The organism is Streptomyces sp. NBC_01537 (assembly GCF_045040445.1).
In the GTDB taxonomy this organism is placed as follows: Bacteria; Actinomycetota; Actinomycetes; order Streptomycetales; family Streptomycetaceae; genus Actinacidiphila.
Map to the genome: position 1 here is coordinate 1,812,306 of NZ_CP109392.1, position 19,297 is coordinate 1,831,602.

The window sequence follows — 19,297 nt, forward strand, 5'->3', positions numbered from 1 at the left end:
AATCCGGCGCCGGGATGGCTCTGGCTGGATCTTTCGCGCGCCGGGTGGCGATCGTACGGCAACCGACCACGGAACGAGGGAGAGACCGATGCGTAAGTGGGGGCCGCTGGTCGCGGTCTGTCTGGGGACTTTCATGCTGCTGATCGACGTCACGATCGTGATCGTGGCGCTGCCGGACATCGCGGACACGCTGGACGCGTCGCTGTCGCAGCTGCAGTGGGTGATCGACGTGTACGCGCTCGCGCTCGCCGCGCTGCTGCTCGGCGCGGGCTCGGCGGCCGATGTGATCGGGCGGCGGAAGGTGTACGTGGCGGGGACGGCGCTGTTCGCGGTGGCCTCGCTGGCGTGCGGGCTGGCGCCGAACGCCGGTGCGCTGGTGGCGATGCGGGCGGTGCAGGGGGTGGGCGCGACCGCGATGTTCGCGACCACGCTGTCGCTGCTGGGGGCGGCCTATCAGGGCCGGGACCGGTCGGTGGCGCTGGGGGTGTGGGGCGCGGTCAGTGGTGCAGCGGCGGCGCTGGGGCCTGTGCTGGGCGGGCTGCTGACGCAGGGGCTGAGCTGGCGGTGGGTGTTCTTCGTCAATCTGCCGGTGAGCGCGGCGGCGGTCTGGCTCACTCTGCGGGTGGTCCGTGAGTCGCGGGGCGGGGCGGGCGCGCGAATCGACTGGGCCGGTACGGCGGCGTTCGCCGCCTTCGCCGGTACGGCGACCTATGCGGTGATCCGCGCCGACACGGTCGGCTGGGGCTCGGGCCGTACGTTCGCCGCGCTGGCCGTCTCCGTCGCCGCGCTGGCGCTGTTCGTGGTGGCCGAGCGGCGGGCCGGCCATCCGATGCTGGATCTGCGGCTGTTCGGCAACCGCTCCTTCCTCGGGGTGATGGTGGGTACGGTCGCGCTCAACTCGGCGGCCTTCGGCTTCCTGCCGTACACGTCGCTGTGGCTGCAGACGGTGCTCGGTATGAGCCCGGTGCGCGGCGGCCTGGTGCTGATCCCGCTCGCGCTGGCCGCGTTCCTGGCGGCGGGGCTCGGCGGGCGGCTGCTGCACGGTGCGCCGCACCGGTGGGTGGTCGGGGGCGGGCTGCTGCTGATCGGTACGGGCGCACTGGCCCAGGCGGTGCTGGACGCGGACTCGGGGTGGACGGCGCTGACGGCGGGCCTGGTACTGGCCGGGCTGGGCGTCGGTCTGGTCAACCCCGCTGTCGCTTCGGCGGCGCTGGCCTGCGTACCGCCACGGCAGGCGGGGATGGCCGGCGGCGCGGTGAACACGATGCGCCAACTCGGGTACGCGCTCGGGGTCGCCGTCTTCGGGACACTGCTGACGACCCGTATGCAAAATTCACTGACTGTCGACGGTATACAGGATCCCCACGCCACAGCCCGGATCCTGGCCGGTGGCGGAGCACGCGAACTGCTCGCCCGGATGCCGGCCGCACAACGGGACACCGTCGACCACGCACTGCGGGCCGCCTTCGCATCAGGACTCGACACGGCCGCCGTGGTGGCCGGGGCGGTAGGGCTGCTGGCCGGCGTCGCCGTGCTGGTCCTCGTGCGGACCAGGGCGCCCGAGCAGCCCGTACAACAGCGCGGTCACACCGCCGCAGGGGCACCGGTCGCCGCACCGTAGCAGCGTCATCAGTGATGGGCGGGAGCAGATTTGGTGGAGATCGCCGGCCGCGCGCCGGGCCGCGCGGCCCGGCGCGCGGCCGGCGTTGCTTGCGGTAACAGGGACGATGGCCGCCACCAGCACAGACGTACGATTCGCCGTCACTCCGGGTGACCGCTCGTACCCTCCCCCCGCTCCTGAGGATCAGGTAGCTTACGGGCGCCCCTAGCGGTCGAGGAGCGACTCTTGCGCGAGTTCACCATTCCCCCACTGGTGACGGCACCCCAGGCGGGCGGACTGGCGGACGCGGTGTTCGCCAACGCCACCGAGGAGCCGGACCGAGTCGTGCTCGGACGCCGTACGACAGCACCGGCCGGGTCCGCCGCCGATGCCTCCGATGCCGCCGACATGTCCTGGCAGGACGTGACCGCCGCGGGCTTCCGGGACGAGGTGATGGCCGTCGCCAAGGGCCTGCTGGCCCAGGGGATACGTTTCGGCGACCGCGTCGGCCTGATGTCCAGGACCCGCTACGAGTGGACGGTGCTGGACTTCGCCCTGTGGAGCATCGGGGCGCAGCCGGTCCCCATCTACCCGACCTCCTCCTCCGAGCAGGTCCGCTGGATGTTGCACGACTCCGCAGCCGTCGCGTGCGTCGTCGAGCACGAGGACCACGCCATGACCATCGGCGCCGTCATCGACGAGCTGCCGCACCTCACCAGCCTCTGGCAGCTGGACTCCGACGCCCTCACCGAGATCGCCGCCTCCGGCACCCAGATCGACGACGACGTCGTGCACCGCCACCGCAACGCCGTCACCCCCGAGGCCATCGCCACCGTCATCTACACCTCCGGCACCACCGGCCGCCCCAAGGGCTGCGTCATCACCCACGCCAACTTCATGGCCGAGGCCGACAACGTCATCAACCTCTACGAGCCGGTCTTCCACTCCAAGCCCGGCGACGAGGCCTCCACCCTGCTCTTCCTCCCCCTCGCCCATGTCTTCGGCCGGATGGTCGAGGTCGCCGCCGTCCGCGCCCGGGTGCGTCTGGGCCACCAGCCCAATCTGGCCGCCGCCGAACTCCTCCCGGCGATGGCCTCCTTCAAGCCGACCTTCGTCCTCGCCGTCCCGTACGTCTTCGAGAAGGTCTTCCAGGGCGCCCGCCGCAAAGCCGAGGCGGGAGGCAAGCTCGGCGTCTTCGAGAAGGCCGTCGACGTCGCCGTGCGGCACGCCGAAGCGATGGAGGCCAAGGCCTTCGGCACCGGCCCCGGCCCGACCGCCGGCCTGCGCGTGCAGCACCAGCTCTACGACAAGCTCGTCTACGGCAAGGTGCGCGCCGCCCTCGGCGGCCGGGTCAGGCACGCCTTCTCCGGCGGCTCTGCGATGGACCGGAGGATGGGTCTGTTCTTCGACGGCGCCGGCGTCCGCATCTTCGAGGGCTACGGCCTCACCGAGTCCACCGCCGCCGCCACCGCCAACCCGCCCGAGCAGACCCGCTTCGGCACCGTAGGCCTGCCCATCCCCGGCACCACCGTCCACATCGCCGACGACGGCGAGATCTGGCTCTACGGCAACCAGGTCTTCGAGGGCTACCTCAACAACCCCAAGGCCACCCACGAACTCCTCCACGAGGGCTGGCTCGCCACCGGCGACCTCGGCGCCCTCGACGAGGACGGCTACCTCACCATCACCGGCCGCAAGAAGGAAATCCTGGTCACCAACGGCGGCAAGTCCGTCTCCCCGGTGCCCCTGGAGGAGCGTGTGCGCTCCCACCCCCTGGTCGGCCAGTGCGTCGTCCTCGGCAACGACCGCCCCTTCATCTCCGCGCTCATCACCCTCGACCCCGAGGGCGTCACCCACTGGCTGGCCATGCACGACAAGCCGGTGACCTCCATCGCCGACCTGGTCCGCGACCCGGATCTGGAGGCCGAGATCCGGCGGGCCGTCGTCGCCGCCAACACGCTCGTCTCACAGGCCGAGTCGATCCGCACCTTCCGCATCCTGCCCGGCCAGTTCTCCGAGGAGCACGGCCTGCTCACGCCCTCGCTCAAGCTCAAGCGCAAAGCCATCGAGAAGGCGTACGCACAGGAGATCGAGCTCCTCTACCGCGGCTGACGCGGTCGCGCCGCGGGAATGGGACCGGCCGGGAGATCGTTCACGCTGAGGGAAAGTCCGATGACGTAACGACATAACGACGAAAAGGATCACCTGCTCGTGAGCAAGGCCAGCGAGGTCCCCTTCATCACCCTCAACAACGGCGTCAGGATGCCGCAGCTCGGCTTCGGCGTCTGGCAGGTGCCGGACACCGAGGCCGCGGCGGCCGTCTCCAGCGCACTCGAAGCCGGCTACCGCAGCATCGACACCGCCGCGATCTACCGGAACGAGAAGGGCACCGGCCAGGCCCTCGCCGCCGCCGGGCTGCCCCGCGAGGAGCTCTTCGTCACCACGAAGCTCTGGAACTCCGAGCAGGGCTACGACTCCACGCTGCGCGCGTTCGACGCCTCGCTCGACAAGCTCGGCCTCGACTACCTCGACCTCTATCTGATCCACTGGCCGAACCCCGGGCGCGGTCTGTACCCCGACACCTGGCGCGCCTTCGAGAAGCTCTACGCCGACGGCCGCACCAAGGCGATCGGCGTCTCCAACTTCCCCGTCGCCCAGCTCCAGCACCTCCTCGACAGCGGCTCGACCATCCCCGCCGTCAACCAGATCGAGCTCCACCCCAACCTCCCCCAGGACGGACTCCGCGCCTTCCACGCCGACCACGGCATCGCCACCGAGGCCTGGTCGCCCCTCGGCCAGGGCAAGGGCCTGCTGGAGGACCCGGCGCTGGCCGCCCTCGCCGCCAAGCACGGCCGCACCCCGGCCCAGATCGTGCTGCGCTGGCACCTGCAGCTCGGCAATGTCGTCATCCCCAAGTCCGTCACCCCCTCCCGCATCCGCGAGAACCTCGACGTCTTCGGCTTCGAGCTCGACGCCGACGACCTCGCCGGCATCGGCGCCCTCGACAACGGCCACCGCCTCGGCCCGGATCCGGCCAACTTCGACTACGTCGGCTGACTTACGCGTAGAGCGCGCAGGTACGGCCCGTCTACGCTCGCCTGCCATGAAGCCCGCGCTGCGCACCGCCGCCGTACTGGCCGGCGCCGTGACCCTGACCGCCGCCGCGACCGCCACCGCCCATGCCGCCTCCCCCGGCGGCTGGACGGAGGCGGGCTCGGCGTCCGTGAGCTCCCTCACCGGCAGCCAGGGACTGGCCAGCCTGGCCGACGGCTCGCTGGTGTACCGGGGGCTGGGGTCGATCCCGCTGTCGCTGCGGATCCAGGGGTGGGTGCATGTCGGCGACCCGGACGCGGCGAAGGGCTATGTCTTCGACGCGTACCAGGGCGAGGACACGGCGACGTCGAAGATGTACGCGGTGACGACCCCGGCCGGGCAGCAGTACACGTACGTCCATCAGCTCGACTCGGGCGAGAAGCTCAACAACTCCTTCGCCGCGATCTCGCCCGACGCGCAATGGCTGGTCTCGGGCGAGTGGGGCGACCAGAACCGGCTGCAGGTGTTCCCGGCGCCGCTGCTCAATCCCTCGACGCCGACGACCGGCGGGACGCTGTCGCAGGCGGGGCAGATCACCCTGGACAAGCAGGTCAGCGACATCCAGGGCTGCGACTTCGTCTCGGACACCCGGCTGGTGTGCGCCTCGGACGACACCGCGAAGGACCTGCTGCAGGTCGACCTGCCGCACGCCCTGGACGGCACGGCGGTCACCGGCACGGTCACCAGTCTGCTGACGCTCCCGCAGCGCAGCATCTGCACCGGCACCTTCGAGGCCGAGGGCGTCGACTACGACCCGACGGCGAAGGTGCTGCGCGCGGAGGTGGTGCCCCCGGGCATCTGCGCGGTGGCGACGACCGTGTACTCGTACACTCCGGCCTCGTGATCCGTCCCGCCTGAGCGTCACACCCCGCGACCGAGCAGCGTCGCCGCCACCCCCGCGATGACCGCGTCGATCCCCTCGTCGAAGCCCCGGTCGTGGTCCTGGACCATCTCGCGGCCCGCCTCGGCGGACAACGGGTACGCGGCGAGGCGCTGCGCGCGGGCCCGACCTCCCCGACACCGCCCTGAGCGCCGGCGACCGGGCCCCGGACGGCAAGCGGGAAGGGGTGCACCTGTTCACGCGGTACAAGGGCCCCCATTGGACCTTGCTGACGGTGGACGCGGCCGACGACCTGCCGGCACTGAACATCCCGACGGTCCGGATCGCCGCGTACGAGGCATACGGCACCGGCATCTTCCTCATCCGCCCGGACGGCTATGTGGGTTGGGCGGGCGCCACACCGGAGGGCCTGCCGGAATACGCGGCGGGGCTGGGGCTGGAGTTCGGTATCAACTGACCGCGTGCCGCCCCGGGTCCGGCTGCGGTTCGTTCAGGTCTCGCGGAAAGCCGCCGCGTAAACGCCGGTGCGCGCGTGCCGCGCCTGGCCGATACTCCTGTGGTTCGACCCTGGCCGCCGGATTCCGAGGAGCCGTCAATGACCGGTGGCTGGACCGCCGACGTCCTGCTGGGCGGCATCATCGCGCTGGGCGCGTCCGTGCAGCGGCTGACGGGGATGGGATTCGCGCTGGTGGCGGTGCCGGCGCTGGTCCTGCTTCTCGGCCCGGCCGAGGGCGTGGTGCTCGCGAACTGCGCGGCGGGGGTCATCAGCGCTGTCGGGCTCGTGGACGGCTGGCGGGAGGTCCGGCCCGCCGCGATGGTGCCGCTGGTTGTCGCTGCCGCGTGCACGGTGCCGGCCGGGTCCTGGACGGCCGCGCGGCTGCCGGAGCCGGTGCTGCTGGTGGGCATGGGGGTGCTGGTGAGCGCGGCCGTGCTGCTGGTGATGCGCGGCGCCCGGGTACCGGCCCTGCGGGGCGTCAGGGGAGCGGTGGCCGCGGGTGCCGCGGGCGGGTTCATGAACTCCTCGGCGGGGGTCGGCGGCCCGGCGGTGTCGCTGTACGCGGTCAACGCGGGCTGGACGGTACGGGAGTTCGTGCCGAACGCGCAGTTCTACGGGGTCGTGGTGAACGCGTTCTCCGTAGTGGCAAACGGCGTGCCGAGGCTGGCGGCGCCGGTCTGGCTGCTGGCCGGGGCGGCGCTCGCGGCGGGCACGGTGATCGGGAAGACGCTCGGCGAGCGGGTGCCGGAGCGGCGGGCCCGGCAGATGGTGCTCGCGCTGGCCCTGGCAGGCGGGCTCACCACGCTGGGCAAGGGGTTGTGGGGGTTGTGAGCCCCGGCCCGTCCCCGGCCCGGTTCGAGGGCCTAGAGGGTGTGTGCCACGACCCGGCCTTCGAGCACCGCCTCGACGAAGGGATCGGGCGGGGCGTAGTGGTGGGTGATGACGTAGTGCACGATCAGGTCGGGGGCGATGAGCCATTGGCCGAGGCGGGTCTGGAGCCGGATCTCGCCGTGGCCGACGAGGATTTCGCGGCCGTTCCTGGTGACCCTGACCGGGTAGGTGCGGCCGCCGCCGAAGAGCCGCCGGGGGCACAGGCGGCAGCCGTGCCAGCGGCTGGTGATGGTGCTGAGGTGGTCGCAGGCCAGGGCGAAGAGCCGGTCGGCGAACAGGGGGGCGGGGGCGGCGGCGGGGTAGGCGTGGCCGGGATCGAGCCAGCCGACGGACACGGCGTCGATGCCGGGAGGAATCGTTTCCGTGAAGTAGCCGTACTGGCTCAGGTCCTCGTAGTACGCCATCGCGGCCCTCCCCTCATGTCGTGCCTGTTGCCGCGGCGCCAGCGTGATGCGGACGGCGCTTTCAGGTCAATGCCCCGTCCGGGCCTTGCTCCGGCCCGGTTCGCGTGTCCCGTCGTGCGTCCCGCCCTCGGCGTCCCGTGGCCGCAGCCAGCCGCGCAGCACCGCGTGGACCGCCTCCGCGCCGACGAGGCGGTGCTCGGGGCCGTCCAGGCTGTACGGGTGCATCAGGAAGGCGCGGTTCTGGTCGCCGCCGAGGCCGCCGTGGGAGCCGACCTGTTCCTCGAAGGCGTGCACGGCGCCGGTCGCCGGGTCGCAGGCGGAGTTGACCATGATGTCGGCGGCGTGCGGGAAACCCGCCGTGCGCAGGACGGCCGCGGCCGCGCCGGGGCCGAAGGGGGCAAGCGGGTCGGGGCCGCCGGTGATGCGGCCGGTGGCGAGTTCGTGCTCGGCGCCGCCGGGGCCGAGCACCAGGGGGCCGCGCGGCTCGCTGCGCACGAGGACGAAGCCGATGCCCTGATGCTCCGCCAGGGTCCGCAGCAGGGCGGGGTGGCGGCGGTCGATCTCCTCGCGGGTGGCCCGGCCGGGCAGGTCGGGGAAGCTGATCAGGCCCAGGTTGCCGGAGGCGAGCACCACCGGGTCGGAAACCGGGCCTGCGCATGCGGCGTCCTCCTCGGCGCCGCGCCGGCCGTGTTCCGGCCTGCGCAGCGCGGCCCGGGCGGCGGTGCGGGCCTCGGCCCCGCTGGCCGTACGCCGTGCCCTGCGCGGCACCGGCAGCCCGCACCCGGCGCGCACCAGGTCCTTCAGGCTCAGCCCGTACGCGGCGGCGAAGGTCTCGCCGTGGCTCTGGCCGTGGTCGGACAGCAGCACGATGCGGTAGCGGCGGGGCGCGTAACGGGCGGCGTCGGCGATCAGCCGGATCATCCGGTCGAGGCGGGCCAGGACCCTCATCGCGTCGCCGCTGCGCGGGCCGGAGTGGTGCGCCACCTCGTCGTACGCGACCAGGTCGGCGTAGACCGCGGTGCGCCCGGCGAGCATGTCGCCGATCACCGCCGCGACGGCCACATCGCGCTCCACGACGGTCGCGAATGCGCGCAGGAACGGGTAGAGGCCGCCGCGCCCCACGCGCGGGCGGTCCCGGCGCAGCAGGGACGCCGTCGACTCGCACATCTCGCGGCCGGCTTCGGCGAAGAAGGCGGCCGCGGTGCGGACCGCGTTGGCGGGATCGGAGAAGTACGCGAAATAGCCGGTGCGCGGGCGCGAGAAGCCGCCGCGCTGGGCCGCCACCGACATCACGAGCGCGAGCTGTTCCGCGCCGCCGCTGAACAGGTTGCCGCGGCTCGCGCCGTCCAGTCCGCCGCCGGCTCCGTCCTCGGCGAGCAGGCCCGGGGAGCCGGTGCGGGCCACCGCCCGGCGTTCCAGTTCGGCGGCGCCGGAGGGGCGGTTGCAGACCATCAGCTGGCCGGTTTCCTTCTCGTACCAGCGAAAGGCGGGCACGTCCTCGTTCGACCCGTGCAGGATGGCGAGCTGGCTGGATCCGGTCTGGCTGCTCCAGTCCGTACGCCAGGGGATGAGGCGGTGGGTTGTGTCGAGCCAGTCGGCCACGGTCTCCATCGCGGGCGGGCGGGTGCGGCCCTTTCGGCGGATCGGGCGCACCGCCTCGCGCAGGACGTCGTGGCCGACGCCGTCGAGCTGGATGAACACGATCCCGGGCGTCTCCCCGTCGACCGCCGCGCGGCGGCGCCCCGCCAGACGGGCCAGCCTGCGGCCGTAGGCCTCGTCGTCGCGCATCGCCAGGGCGGTGCTGGTCGCCGACGAGGTCGCCGACATCACGGCGGCGATGACCACGGCGGTCGCGGGGGTCACGTCGCCGCGCCAGTCGGGCGCGATGCGCAGGGCGATCAGGAGCAGCGAGCCGTTGAGAAAGAACACCAACGCGCCCAGGACCAGGGCCGGGACCAGCAGCAGCGCGCGTACGAGCGCCGGCCACACCAGCGCGCTCAGCAGGCCGAAGGCCCCTGCCCCGACGGCCGCGGTGGCGGCGATCCGGGTCGGGCTGTCGCCGGTCGGCGACTGGATGGTGAAGTCCGGGAGGATCCCGGCCAGCACCGCCATCGTCGCCGTCGCCACCGCCCACACCGCCAGGACGCGACCGACCGTCCGTCCCAGGGACCGCCACCGACGCAAGTTCATGGTCCAAGCGTGGCACGGGGTGCTGCTTGGACAGGCATAGGCTCGGGCATGAGGCGAGGAGGCGGGCGTGACGGGCGTGGCGGCGGTGGAGATCACGTGGTGGGGTCATGCCACCGTGACCGTGCGGGACTCGGGGGTGCGGGTGCTGACGGATCCGCTGTTCACGTCGCGGCTGGCTCATCTACGGCGGCGCGGAGGCGCGGTGCCGCCCCCGGCGGCCGTGGAGGCGGACGTGGTGGTGGTGTCGCACCTGCACATGGACCATCTGCACCTCGGCTCGCTCGCACGGCTCGCGCCCGGGACGCGGATCCTCCTGCCGCGCGGTGCGCAGGACGCGGTTCCGGGGCTGCGGCGGCTGCGCGGCATGCGCAGGCTGGATTTCGTCGAGGTGGAGCCCGGGGACGAGGTGAAGGTGGACGGGGTGACGGTACGGGCGGTGCCCGCCGCGCATGACGGGCGGCGGCTGCCGTACGGGCCCCGGCGGTCCCCGGCGCTGGGATACGTGGTGGAGGGCGCGGCCAGGACCTACTTCGCGGGCGACACCGGGCTGTTCGACGCGATGGCGGAGGCCGTCGGCCCGTGCGACACCGCACTGCTGCCGGTCGGTGGCTGGGGTCCGTTCCTCGGCTCGGGCCATCTCGACGCGGGCCGTGCCGCACAGGCGCTGGCCCGGATCGGCGCGCGCAGCGCGGTGCCGATCCACTTCGGGACGTACTGGCCGATCGGCATGGACGCGGTGCGCCCGCACGAATTCCACTCCCCCGGCGACGAGTTCGTACGGCTCGCGGCGCATGCCGCGCCCGCCGCGGCCGTGCACCTGCTCGGGCACGGGCAGAGCGTGGAGCTGTGATCCTGTGATCGGTTTTCTGGCCGAGCAGACCTCGACGTCCTCGGAGTCCACCCAGCAGGTGGTCGGCTATCCGACGCTCTTCCTGCTGGTCGCCCTCGGCTCGCTGGTGCCCGTCATCCCGACCGGCGCCCTGGTGAGCACCGCGGCCGTCGTGGCCTTCCACCACCATGCCGCGCCCTTCGCCCTGGCGCTGGTCTTCGTCACCGCCGCGCTCGCCGCCTTCGTCGGCGACATGGCCCTGTACTGGCTCGGCCACCGCGGGGTGCGGTCCCGCAACGGCTCCCGCTGGCTGAAGCGGCTTCAGGAACGCGCCGAGCCCGGCCGCCTCCAGGCGGCCCAGCGCCGGCTGGAGCAGCACGGGGTGACGGTTCTGGTGCTGTCCCGGCTCATCCCGGCAGGGCGGATCCCGGTCATGGTCGCCTGTCTGCTGTCCGAGCTGCCGCCCCGGCGCTTCGCCCGTGGCGACATACCTGCCTGCCTGGCCTGGGCCGCCGCCTACCAGCTCATCGGGATCCTGGGCGGCTCGCTCTTCCCCGAGCCCTGGCAGGGCGTGGTCGTGGCGGTCGCGCTCACCGTCACCATCGCCGCCGCCCCGCAGGCCTGGCGACGGGTGGTCAGCCGCCGGACAGCGCACTGAGGGCGGCTCCCAGCGCGGCCAGGGCCGCCGTGACATGCGGCAGGGCCAGCGGGTCCTGCGCATGCAGCGCGGCCGAGCGCTCCTGCTCGCCCGCACCGCACAGCGGGCCGACGTCGATCCGCACGCGGGGCGCCGACGCGTCGTCGCCGAACCGGTGGCCGCCGGACACCGGCCGTCCCAGCCGCTGGCCCAGCCAGGCCTCCAGGCCGGGCGCGTCCAGCCCGGTGCGCAACTGCTCCAGGTCCGCGTACATCTGGAAGCCCGCCTCCGGCGGCCGGCACAGCGCGCCCGCCCCCGTCACCGCCTTGTACGCGGCCGCGCCCACCAGCGCGTGCAGCCGCTTCGCGGCGGCGGCATGGGCCCGTACATCCTCCGGCTCCGCCAGCGCGTACGCGGCCGCCGACGCGACGGGCACCGGCAGCACGCTGCGCAGCCCCGCCGCGATGCCCAGGGTCTCCATGCGCAGGCGTACGCCCTGCTCGGTGTCCGGAAAGCGGGCGACGGCGGCGGGCCAGCCGGGCGGCAGGAGGGACGCGCCGAGGTCGGCGAGGATCACGGTCTGCCCGGGCAGGATCTCGGCGGGGCTGAGCAGGACGACGCCGGGCTGGACGGTGTCGCTGTAGGTCTCGTCGGAGAGCACGAGCAGCCGGGCGTCCGCCGCCGCCTCGCACACCTCGTGCAGCAGCTCCGGCGGCGTCACCGTGCCCGTCGGGTCGTCCGCGGCCGACAGCACCAGCACCCGCGGGTCCACGCCCTCCGCTCGCGCCCTGCGTACCGTCTCCAGCAGCGCGAACGGATCCGGGGCCCCGCCGCCCTCCGCAGGGGTCTGCACACTGAACATACGCCGCCCCAACAGCCGCCCCGGCGCGGTGTGCCACGCGGCCGCGGGCCGGGCCACCACGACGGCGTCCCCGCCGATCGCCGCGAGCAGCGCCAGCAGCAGCGGCTCCGCGCCCGGGGCCGCGGCGACCTGATCCGGGCCGGTGGGCAGGCCGCGGCGCTCCCAGTAGCCGGACGCCGCGGCGGGGACCTGGTGCGGGTCGCCGTCTGCGGCTGCCGCGGCGAGGTAGGGCGGGGTCGGGAGTCCGGGGTCGGGCCATGCGGCGGGCACGGGCACCCCCTCTTTTTTGCGGCGATTTCTCCGCCGCTGCGCTCAGCCGCTGTCGACAGTCGACCGTGCTCGGTCGCTCGTTCCTCACGACCTGCGCGCGCTCTCCTTTTCGACAGCGGCCGCTCCGCTTTGGCTCAATCGCCGACCGTCGGCCGCAGATACCGGGTGGGCGTCGGTGTCTATGACCACGGTTGCACGTACGGGGGCTCAGCGCTCCCGGGCGCCTTCGCGGGTGCGGGCGGAGGACACCTGGCGGTGGGGGTGACGGCGCAGGTACTCACCTTCGAGGTCGGCCATGCGCGTGTTGTGCGCCTGAAGTGCGGCCGGGGAGCCGTAGAGGAGGGTCTCGTGCCGGGTGCGGTGCACTGTCTCCAGCTCGCGCAGCAGGTTCCGCTCGTCGAGGTCCGCGGGGTCGACCCCGCCGTCGTCGTAAGGGCTCATGACCTGCGCCTACCCGGGGGCCGGAGGTGAAACCGCCCGGGGCGGGTACGCGCATGCGCATGAAGCAAAAACTGAGCGCCCTGAGCGGCTGGGACCGCACCCTGTTCCACCAGGTCGCCGCGCGGCGATGGCCGGCCGCGGAGCCGGTGCTGCCGAGGCTGAGCCGGAGCGCCAATCACGGCCTGCTGTGGTTCGGGGTCGCGGCCGGTATCGCGGTGGTGGGCGGTCGCCCGGGCCGGCGGGCGGCTCTGCGCGGGGTGGGTTCGCTGGCGCTGGCGTCGGCGACGGTGAACACGGTCGGGAAGGGGGCGGTGCGCAGGTCGCGGCCGTTGCTGGAGGCGGTGCCGGTGATCCGGCGGCTGCGGAACCAGCCGGTCACGACGTCGTTCCCGTCCGGACACTCCGCGTCGGCGGCGGCGTTCGCGGTGGGGGTGGCGCTGGAGTCACCGCGCTGGGGCGCGGTGGTGGCGCCGGTTGCCTGGTCGGTGGCCTTCTCGCGGATCTACACAGGCGTCCACTATCCGAGTGACGTGCTGGTGGGCGCGGCGATCGGCACGGGCGCGGCTTTCGCGCTGCGGGGGCTCGTACCGGCCCGCAAGGACCTGGTGCCCGCCGCGCAGCCGCGTGCGGACGCTCCTGCGTTAGTGGAAGGGCGCGGGCTGTATGTCGTGGTCAATGCGGCGTCGGGGCCGCCCGCGCTGCTCAGCCCGCCCGCCGAGCGGCTGCGGGCCGCCCTGCCGCAGGCCTCGGTGACGGAGCGGACGGAGGACGACGACCTGGCCGGGCTTCTGGAGAAGGCCGCCCGGCAGGCGGCCGAGCACGGCGGAGCGCTGGGCGTGCACGGCGGGGACGGGACCGTGAATCTGGCAGCGGCGGTGGCGGTGCGGCACGGGGTGCCGCTGGCGGCGTTCCCCGGCGGTACGTACAACCACTTCACGCTGGACCTGGGCATCGAGACGGTCGAGGACACCGCCGGAGCGGTCATGGCGGGCACGGCCGTCGCCGTGGATGTCGCCCGCTTCACGTCCCTGGACGCAAGCGGAGCCGACCCGGTGCCGTTTCTCAACACCTTCAGCATCGGCGCCTACCCGGAGCTGGTGCGCTACCGCGAGCGCTGGGCCCGCCGCACCGGCAGCTGGCCCGCCGGGGTGCTCGCGGCAGTGCACGTCCTGCGCACGACGCGTCCGGTCGAGGCCGTGATCAACGGCCGCCGGCGTCCGATCTGGCTGCTGTTCGCCGGCAACGGCGCCTATCGCGGTGTGGGGCTCGCCCCGGTCCGGCGCCGGGATCCGGCGGACGGCCTACTGGACGTACGGATCGTCGACGGCGGCCCCTTCGCCCGTACGCGGCTGCTGGCGGCTGCTCTGACCGGGGCTCTGGCGCACTCGCCGGTCTACTCGGCCGCCCTGCTGCGCCGGCTGCGCGTGAGCGGGCTCGGCGCGGGTGCGCACCTCGCCTATGACGGCGAGGTGGCACCCGCGCCGACCGAGCTGCTCCTGGACAAGGTCAACGAGGCCCTGGTCGTCTACCGACCGCTTGCCCGCTGACCGCTTCACCGGCCGTTTTACTGGCTGGACAGGCCTGCCAGCGCCCGGACGCCCTCGCCGCCGATGGTGAGGGTGTCCGGCGATCCGGCGTCGATGGACAGCGTCAGCTCGTCCGAGGGCCAGCTGCTGCTGAGCACCGCGAGCGGCACGATGCGGTAGCGCTGGGTCGTGGGCAGCGCCTCCGTCAGACGCACCTCGTCGGTGAAGACCGGCACCAGCTTCGTGCCGTCCTCCTGCTCGTAGACCGGCAGCTGGATCGACTGCGGCTCCGGCCCGACGCCCGAGGCATCGGGCTCGCCCGGCACCGGCAGCAGCACATCACTCACCGCGAGCGTGCTCAGCGCCGCAGCGCTCTCACCGCCCACGGCGATCTGGTGAAGAGCGCGCTGCGCGGGCGGCAGAGCCCCGTTGGGTTCGCTGTTGTACTGGGTCATGGCCGTTCCTTCCTTCGTACGGCTTCCATCCGGCCTGAACGGCCCGCATACCCAGCGATGCGATGATCATGCCTTCCCCATGCCGTGCAGCGGCAATATCCGGAGGGCGAGGGCCGGTTGACGCAAGGGCTCGCGCGAAAACCGTAGGGATAACCCCTTACGCTGCGTGCGTTACGACCGTTTCCCCTACCCGCGGTAAGGGGGAAGCTCCAGAAGCCGGGCCGTACTTTGCGGTTCAGTGAGCACCAGCCAAGGTAAGGTGACCCTCATTTTAGGGTCTCTTTGCCATGATGACCGCCGCGGAGGGTTTGCCGATCATGCTGACTGCCCTGTCCTCCCTATGGAGCCCGCCTACCGACGCGCCGGGGCACGCGCCGCGCACGCCACGGCCGGCCCCGGTGGAACGCGTGCGCAGCCCGCGGATCGCGGCGCTCGCCGAAGCTCCTGAGAAGGCCCAGGACTTCTGGCGGGCGGTGGAGACCGAGGGCACCCCGCTGGTCGAGCCGATCGAGGGGGATCCGGGGCACCACGCGGTCACCTTCCTGTGGCGCGGGGATCCGGCGGCCGACGGCACGCGCGCGGTGCTCGCGGTCCCGGACAAGGTCTCCGATCCGGCCGACCCGGGCGCCAACCTGATGGTGCGCGTGCCGGGTACGGATGTCTGGCACTGGACGCTGCGCATGCGCAGCGACTGGCGGGCGACATACGCGCTGTGCGTGGACGACGGCCCGGCGGAGACCGGCCACGAGGCCGGGCCGCGCAGCCCCGCGTATCTGCGCCGGCTGCGCACGCGCACGCGCCGCGATCCCCTCAACCGGGTGTCCTTCCCGGGCCGTTGGGGCGGCGAGCCGCTCTCGGTCGTCGCACTGCCGAACGCCCCGCGCTCCCGGGTCTCCGACTGGGAAAGACGCATGCGCAACGACGGCCGCGCGCGGGGGGAGAGCGGCGTCCACACCATGCGCAGCGCCAACCTGCGCAACTGGCGCCGGGTCTGGACCTACGCCCCGGCCGGGTACGAGGATCTCGCAGGCCTGCCGGTGGTGGTCCTGCTCGACGGCGAGATGTGGGGGCCCGAGCTGGGCGTGGCCACCCTCCTCGACAACCTGATCGCCGACGGACTGCTCCCGCCGCTGGTCGCCCTCATGCCGGACTCACTGGACAGCGACACCCGCAGGGACGAACTCACCTGCGACGACCGCTTCGTGGACTTCCTCTCCCGCGAGCTCCTCCCCTGGGCCGCCGGCCGCTGGCCCGTCACCGACGACCCCTCCCGCACGGTCATCGCGGGCCAGGGCCTCGGCGGCCTGATGTCGGCCTACGCGGCGCTGCGCCGCCCGGAGCGGTTCGGCAGTGTCCTGGTCCAGTCCGGCGCCTTCTGGTGGCCCACGTCCGCCGTTGACTCTACGCGCGGAGACGAATGGCTGGCGGACCGTATCCGGGCGACCCGGCGGCGGCCGGTCCGCTTCCGCCTGTCGGCCGGGCTGCAGGAGTGGGCCCTGCTGCCGGCCAACCGGCGGCTGCGCGACGCGCTGCGGGCCAAGGGCTACGACGTGAACTACCGCGAGATCAACGGCGGCCACGACTACGTGTGCTGGCGGGACGAACTGGCCGAGGGCCTGGTGGCGATACTGGGCAGGGCATTGTCGTAGGCGGCTGGTAGGAAGGCCGGCATGACGAAGACCTCGACGCCGCCGGCGCAGCCGCCCTTCCACGAGCTTCTCGCCCGGATCGACGACCGGTCCGCCGCCCTGCGCAAGGTGCTCGCCGGCACCGATCCCGGCGCGCGCGTGCCGGGTTGCCCGGACTGGTCGCTGCGCGACCTCGTCGCCCACCTCGGCGAGGTGCACCGCTTCTGGGCCGCCGTGGTCACGGCCGGACCCGCCGAGAAGCGCCCGGAGCCGGGCGCCGTCGGCGACACCACACCGCAGGGCGACCTGGCGGTCTGGTCCGCCGAGTCGACGGCCCTGCTGCTCGCCGCGCTGGAGGCGGCCGGGCCGGAGGCGGGGTGCTGGACCTGGTGGGGCGCGTCCGGCGCACCCATGACCGCGGGTGCGGTCGCCCGCCACCAGGTCCAGGAAGCGGCCGTCCACGCCCGCGACGCCCAGGAGGCGGCCGGCCGCCCCGAACCGCTTCCGGCCGCCGTCGCGGTCGACGCCATCGACGAGTTCCTCACCGTCGAGTACGGCACCTGCGGCGCCTGGCCGCACTCCCCCGCCCGCGTCGCTCTCCACACCGCCGAAGGCCCGTCCTGGCTCCTCGACCTCACCCCCTCCGGCGCCGCCCCCGTCCCGGCCGGCGCTCCGGCCGACGGCGGTCAACCGCCCGCCGCCCGACTCCACGGCCCCGCCGGCGACCTCCTCCTGGCCCTCTACGGCCGTCTCCCCCTCGACCGCCTCCGCATCGACGGCGACCGCACCCTCATCGACCGGCTCCTCGCCTGGTCCGTCCTCGACTGACCCCGTGGTCAGTCATGCCTTCGCCGCGCGGATGTGGCCGTAGACGTGCGTGCGCAGCTCCGCGAAGCGGGGCAGTGAGCGGGTGACGATCTGGTCGCGGTCCTCGGGGAGGTCGATGCGCAGTTCTTCCTGGACGACGGTGGGGGCGCCGGACAGGACGATGACGCGCTGGGCGAGGTAGACGGCCTCGTCGATGTCGTGGGTGACCAGGACGGTGGTGATGCCGAGCCGCCGCCAGATGCCGAGGAGGAGGTCTTCGAGGTCGGCGCGGGTCTGGGCGTCGACGGCGGCGAAGGGCTCGTCCATCAGCAGGACCTGGGGCTCGTAGGCGACCGCGCGGGCGATGGCGACGCGTTGCTGCATGCCGCCGGAGAGCTGCCAGGGGTGGGCGGAGCCCGCGTCGGACAGGCCGACGGCCTGGAGGGCGCCGGTGACGAGCTCCTCGCGGCGCGGGCGCGGAACGCCCTTCTCGCGCAGGGGGAGTTCGACGTTCTGACGGACGGTCATCCAGGGGAAGAGGCTGCGGCCGTACTCCTGGAACACCACCGCCATGCCGGGCGGCGGCCCGGAGACGGCACGGCCGGCGAGGCGGACCTGGCCGGCGGTGGGGGTGAGGAGGCCGGCGACACATTTGAGGAGGGTGGTCTTGCCGCAGCCGGAAGGGCCGACGACGCAGACGAGTTCGCCCTCGTCGACCTTGAGGTCGATGGCGCGCAGGGCCTCGACAGTGCGGCCACGGCCCTCGTAGACCTTGCGCAGGCCGGTGATCTCAAGCATGCGTCTCCCGCTGGTGCCAGTACAGAACGCGGCGTTCGACGACCCGGAACGCCAGAGAGAGGAGGAAGCCGAGAAGACCGAGCAGCACGATGCCGCTCCACATCTCGGGTATCTGGAAGCCTCGCTGGAACAGCACGACGGTGTAGCCGAGGCCCGAGGTGCTGGCGAACATCTCGCCGATGACCATCAGGATGATGCCGATGGACAGGGCCTGCCGCAGCCCGGCCATGATCTGCGGACTCGCGGCGGGCAGCACGAGGTGCCACAGCCGCGACGCGCCGCGCAGACCGTAGGCGCGTGCGGTGTCGGCGAGCACCTCGTCCAGGGCCCGCACTCCCTCGACGGTGTTGAGGAGTACGGGCCAGATCGCGCCGGAGACGATGACGAGGACCTTCATGGTGTCGTTGAGCCCGGCCACCAGCATGATCAGCGGTACGAGCACGGGCGGTGGGACGGCCCGGAAGAACTCCAGGACGGGCTCGGCGGTCAGCCGCAGCCTCCGGTACGACCCGATGGCCACGCCGAGCGCGATGCCGAGGAGCGCGGCGAGCGCGTAACCGGCCAGCAGGCGGCCGAGGCTGGGCAGGACGTCGTCCAGGAGGCGGCGGGTGAACCACACGTCGGCGAAGGCGGTGGCGATGCGCGGCGGCGAGGGCACGTAGAAGCTGGGCCTGAGCGCGCTGTAGCCCCACCAGCCGAGGACGAGCGCCACGGGCAGGGCGAGGAGCCTGACGAGGCGCAGCAGCAACCGGATCATCGCGGGGTCTCCCCTCGTACGGAGGGGTGCCAGGACAGCAGCCGTCGCTCCAACTGCCGTACCGCGAGGTTGACGGCGACGCCGGTGAGGCCGGCGACCGCGATGAGCGCGTAGACCTCGGCGACCGCGCCGCCGGACTGGGCGAGCTGGATCTGGAGGCCGAGTCCGGGGCTGCCGATGACCAGTTCGGCGGTGACGGCGAGGATGAAGGCGACCGCGGCGGCGAGCCGCAGGCCGGTCATGACGTAGGGCAGGGCGGTCGGCCAGACGAGGCGGCGCAGGATGGTCCAGTGGCTGAGCCGGTAGCTGCGGGCGGTGTCGCGGGCGACGGGGTCGACGTCGGCGACGCCGTACAGCACTTGGATGAGGACCTGCCAGAAGGAGGCGTAGACGATGAGCAGGAGGCTGGAGCCGAGGTCGGCGCCGTAGAGGAGGGTGGCGAGCGGGATGAGGGCCACGGAGGGGATGGGGCGCAGGAATTCGACGGTCGAGGTGGTGGCGGCGCGGGCTCCGGGGATGGCGTCGATGAGCACGCCGAGCGCGAGCGCGAGGACGAAGGCGATGGCGAGGCCGATGGCCCAGGCGCGCATGGTCTCGCCCAGGGCGGTCCAGAGTTCACGGCCGGCCAGATCGCGGCCGAGTGTATGCAGTATTTCGTCGGCAGGCGGCAGGAAGTCGCGGGATATCAGGCCGAGTCGGGGCACGGCCTCGGCCACTGCGAACAGTATGCCGAGGCCCAGGATTCCGTATGCGATATCCCGCACCCGTCCCC

Annotated in this window: 19 protein-coding genes; 11 read left to right on the forward strand and 8 right to left on the reverse strand. The window is 73.1% G+C overall.

Annotation, left to right across the window (positions count from 1 at the left end; all coding sequences use genetic code 11):
- Positions 1-88 precede the first annotated feature (88 nt).
- The 6 genes from OG607_RS08470 to OG607_RS08495 all read left to right on the forward strand — a co-directional run bounded on the left by OG607_RS08470 (position 89) and on the right by OG607_RS08495 (position 6,861).
- Positions 89-1,621 (forward strand): MFS transporter, encoded by a 1,533-nt coding sequence (locus tag OG607_RS08470; RefSeq protein WP_405720694.1) that lies wholly within the window; start codon positions 89-91, stop codon positions 1,619-1,621.
- A 225-nt stretch (positions 1,622-1,846) separates the two neighbouring features.
- On the forward strand, positions 1,847-3,712 hold the full coding sequence (locus OG607_RS08475; RefSeq protein ID WP_405720697.1) for an AMP-dependent synthetase/ligase: 1,866 nt from the start codon (positions 1,847-1,849) through the stop codon (positions 3,710-3,712).
- A gap of 150 nt (positions 3,713-3,862) precedes the next feature.
- Positions 3,863-4,657, forward strand: a complete 795-nt coding sequence (locus OG607_RS08480) for an aldo/keto reductase (protein ID WP_405736630.1) — start codon at positions 3,863-3,865, stop codon at positions 4,655-4,657.
- A 46-nt stretch (positions 4,658-4,703) separates the two neighbouring features.
- A complete protein-coding gene (locus OG607_RS08485; RefSeq protein ID WP_405720700.1) occupies positions 4,704-5,537 on the forward strand; it encodes a hypothetical protein in 834 nt (277 codons plus the stop codon).
- A 223-nt stretch (positions 5,538-5,760) separates the two neighbouring features.
- Complete coding sequence (locus tag OG607_RS08490; protein WP_405720703.1) at positions 5,761-5,991, forward strand: hypothetical protein; 231 nt, start codon at positions 5,761-5,763, stop codon at positions 5,989-5,991.
- 138 nt (positions 5,992-6,129) lie between these two features.
- Positions 6,130-6,861 carry a TSUP family transporter gene (locus OG607_RS08495; protein WP_405720706.1) on the forward strand — a complete coding sequence of 244 codons (732 nt, stop codon included), beginning with the start codon at positions 6,130-6,132 and terminating at the stop codon, positions 6,859-6,861.
- Positions 6,862-6,893: 32 nt separating this feature from the next.
- Here OG607_RS08495 and OG607_RS08500 read toward each other — a convergent pair whose 3' ends face one another.
- Both OG607_RS08500 and OG607_RS08505 read right to left on the reverse strand, forming a co-directional pair.
- The gene (locus OG607_RS08500; RefSeq protein WP_405720709.1) at positions 6,894-7,325 is read right to left on the reverse strand and encodes a hypothetical protein; all 432 of its coding nucleotides are present in this window, start codon (positions 7,323-7,325) and stop codon (positions 6,894-6,896) included.
- Between the two features lie 66 nt (positions 7,326-7,391).
- Positions 7,392-9,515, reverse strand: a complete 2,124-nt coding sequence (locus tag OG607_RS08505; protein ID WP_405720712.1) for a phage holin family protein — start codon at positions 9,513-9,515, stop codon at positions 7,392-7,394.
- A 67-nt stretch (positions 9,516-9,582) separates the two neighbouring features.
- Between OG607_RS08505 and OG607_RS08510 the strand changes: the two genes are divergently transcribed.
- A complete protein-coding gene (locus OG607_RS08510) occupies positions 9,583-10,365 on the forward strand; it encodes an MBL fold metallo-hydrolase (RefSeq protein WP_405720714.1) in 783 nt (260 codons plus the stop codon).
- Positions 10,366-10,369: 4 nt separating this feature from the next.
- Positions 10,370-11,002: a DedA family protein gene (locus tag OG607_RS08515; RefSeq protein ID WP_405720717.1), complete on the forward strand. Its 633-nt coding sequence runs from the start codon at positions 10,370-10,372 to the stop codon at positions 11,000-11,002.
- Here OG607_RS08515 and OG607_RS08520 read toward each other — a convergent pair.
- Entirely contained in the window at positions 10,980-12,113 is a 1,134-nt protein-coding gene (locus OG607_RS08520) for an aminotransferase class I/II-fold pyridoxal phosphate-dependent enzyme (RefSeq protein ID WP_405720720.1), read from the reverse strand. The two genes, OG607_RS08515 and OG607_RS08520, sit on opposite strands and share 23 nt — an antisense overlap.
- A 207-nt stretch (positions 12,114-12,320) precedes the next feature.
- Entirely contained in the window at positions 12,321-12,554 is a 234-nt protein-coding gene (locus OG607_RS08525) for a DUF6158 family protein (protein ID WP_405720722.1), read from the reverse strand.
- A 53-nt stretch (positions 12,555-12,607) separates the two neighbouring features.
- Between OG607_RS08525 and OG607_RS08530 the strand changes: the two genes are divergently transcribed.
- Positions 12,608-14,101 carry a bifunctional phosphatase PAP2/diacylglycerol kinase family protein gene (locus OG607_RS08530; protein ID WP_405720725.1) on the forward strand — a complete coding sequence of 498 codons (1,494 nt, stop codon included), beginning with the start codon at positions 12,608-12,610 and terminating at the stop codon, positions 14,099-14,101.
- A 17-nt stretch (positions 14,102-14,118) separates the two neighbouring features.
- On the opposite strand, the gene OG607_RS08535 is transcribed toward OG607_RS08530, so the two are convergent.
- Positions 14,119-14,535, reverse strand: a complete 417-nt coding sequence (locus tag OG607_RS08535; protein WP_405720727.1) for an SseB family protein — start codon at positions 14,533-14,535, stop codon at positions 14,119-14,121.
- Between the two features lie 407 nt (positions 14,536-14,942).
- Here OG607_RS08535 and fes point away from each other — a divergent pair, with 407 nt between their 5' ends.
- Entirely contained in the window at positions 14,943-16,184 is a 1,242-nt protein-coding gene (gene fes, locus OG607_RS08540; protein ID WP_405720730.1) for an enterochelin esterase, read from the forward strand.
- A gap of 21 nt (positions 16,185-16,205) precedes the next feature.
- Complete coding sequence (locus OG607_RS08545) at positions 16,206-16,991, forward strand: maleylpyruvate isomerase family mycothiol-dependent enzyme (protein WP_405720733.1); 786 nt, start codon at positions 16,206-16,208, stop codon at positions 16,989-16,991.
- Positions 16,992-17,003: 12 nt separating this feature from the next.
- On the opposite strand, the gene OG607_RS08550 is transcribed toward OG607_RS08545, so the two are convergent.
- Genes OG607_RS08550 through OG607_RS08560 form a run of 3 tightly spaced genes read right to left on the reverse strand, consistent with a single transcriptional unit; the run spans position 17,004 to position 19,289 of the window.
- Positions 17,004-17,768, reverse strand: coding sequence for an ABC transporter ATP-binding protein (locus OG607_RS08550; RefSeq protein WP_405720736.1), 765 nt, complete (start codon positions 17,766-17,768; stop codon positions 17,004-17,006).
- Complete coding sequence (locus tag OG607_RS08555) at positions 17,761-18,525, reverse strand: ABC transporter permease (protein WP_405720738.1); 765 nt, start codon at positions 18,523-18,525, stop codon at positions 17,761-17,763. The genes OG607_RS08550 and OG607_RS08555 overlap by 8 nt, the downstream gene beginning before the upstream one ends.
- The gene (locus OG607_RS08560) at positions 18,522-19,289 is read right to left on the reverse strand and encodes an ABC transporter permease (RefSeq protein WP_405720741.1); all 768 of its coding nucleotides are present in this window, start codon (positions 19,287-19,289) and stop codon (positions 18,522-18,524) included. Before OG607_RS08560 ends, OG607_RS08555 begins: the two co-directional genes overlap by 4 nt.
- Positions 19,290-19,297 lie beyond the last annotated feature (8 nt).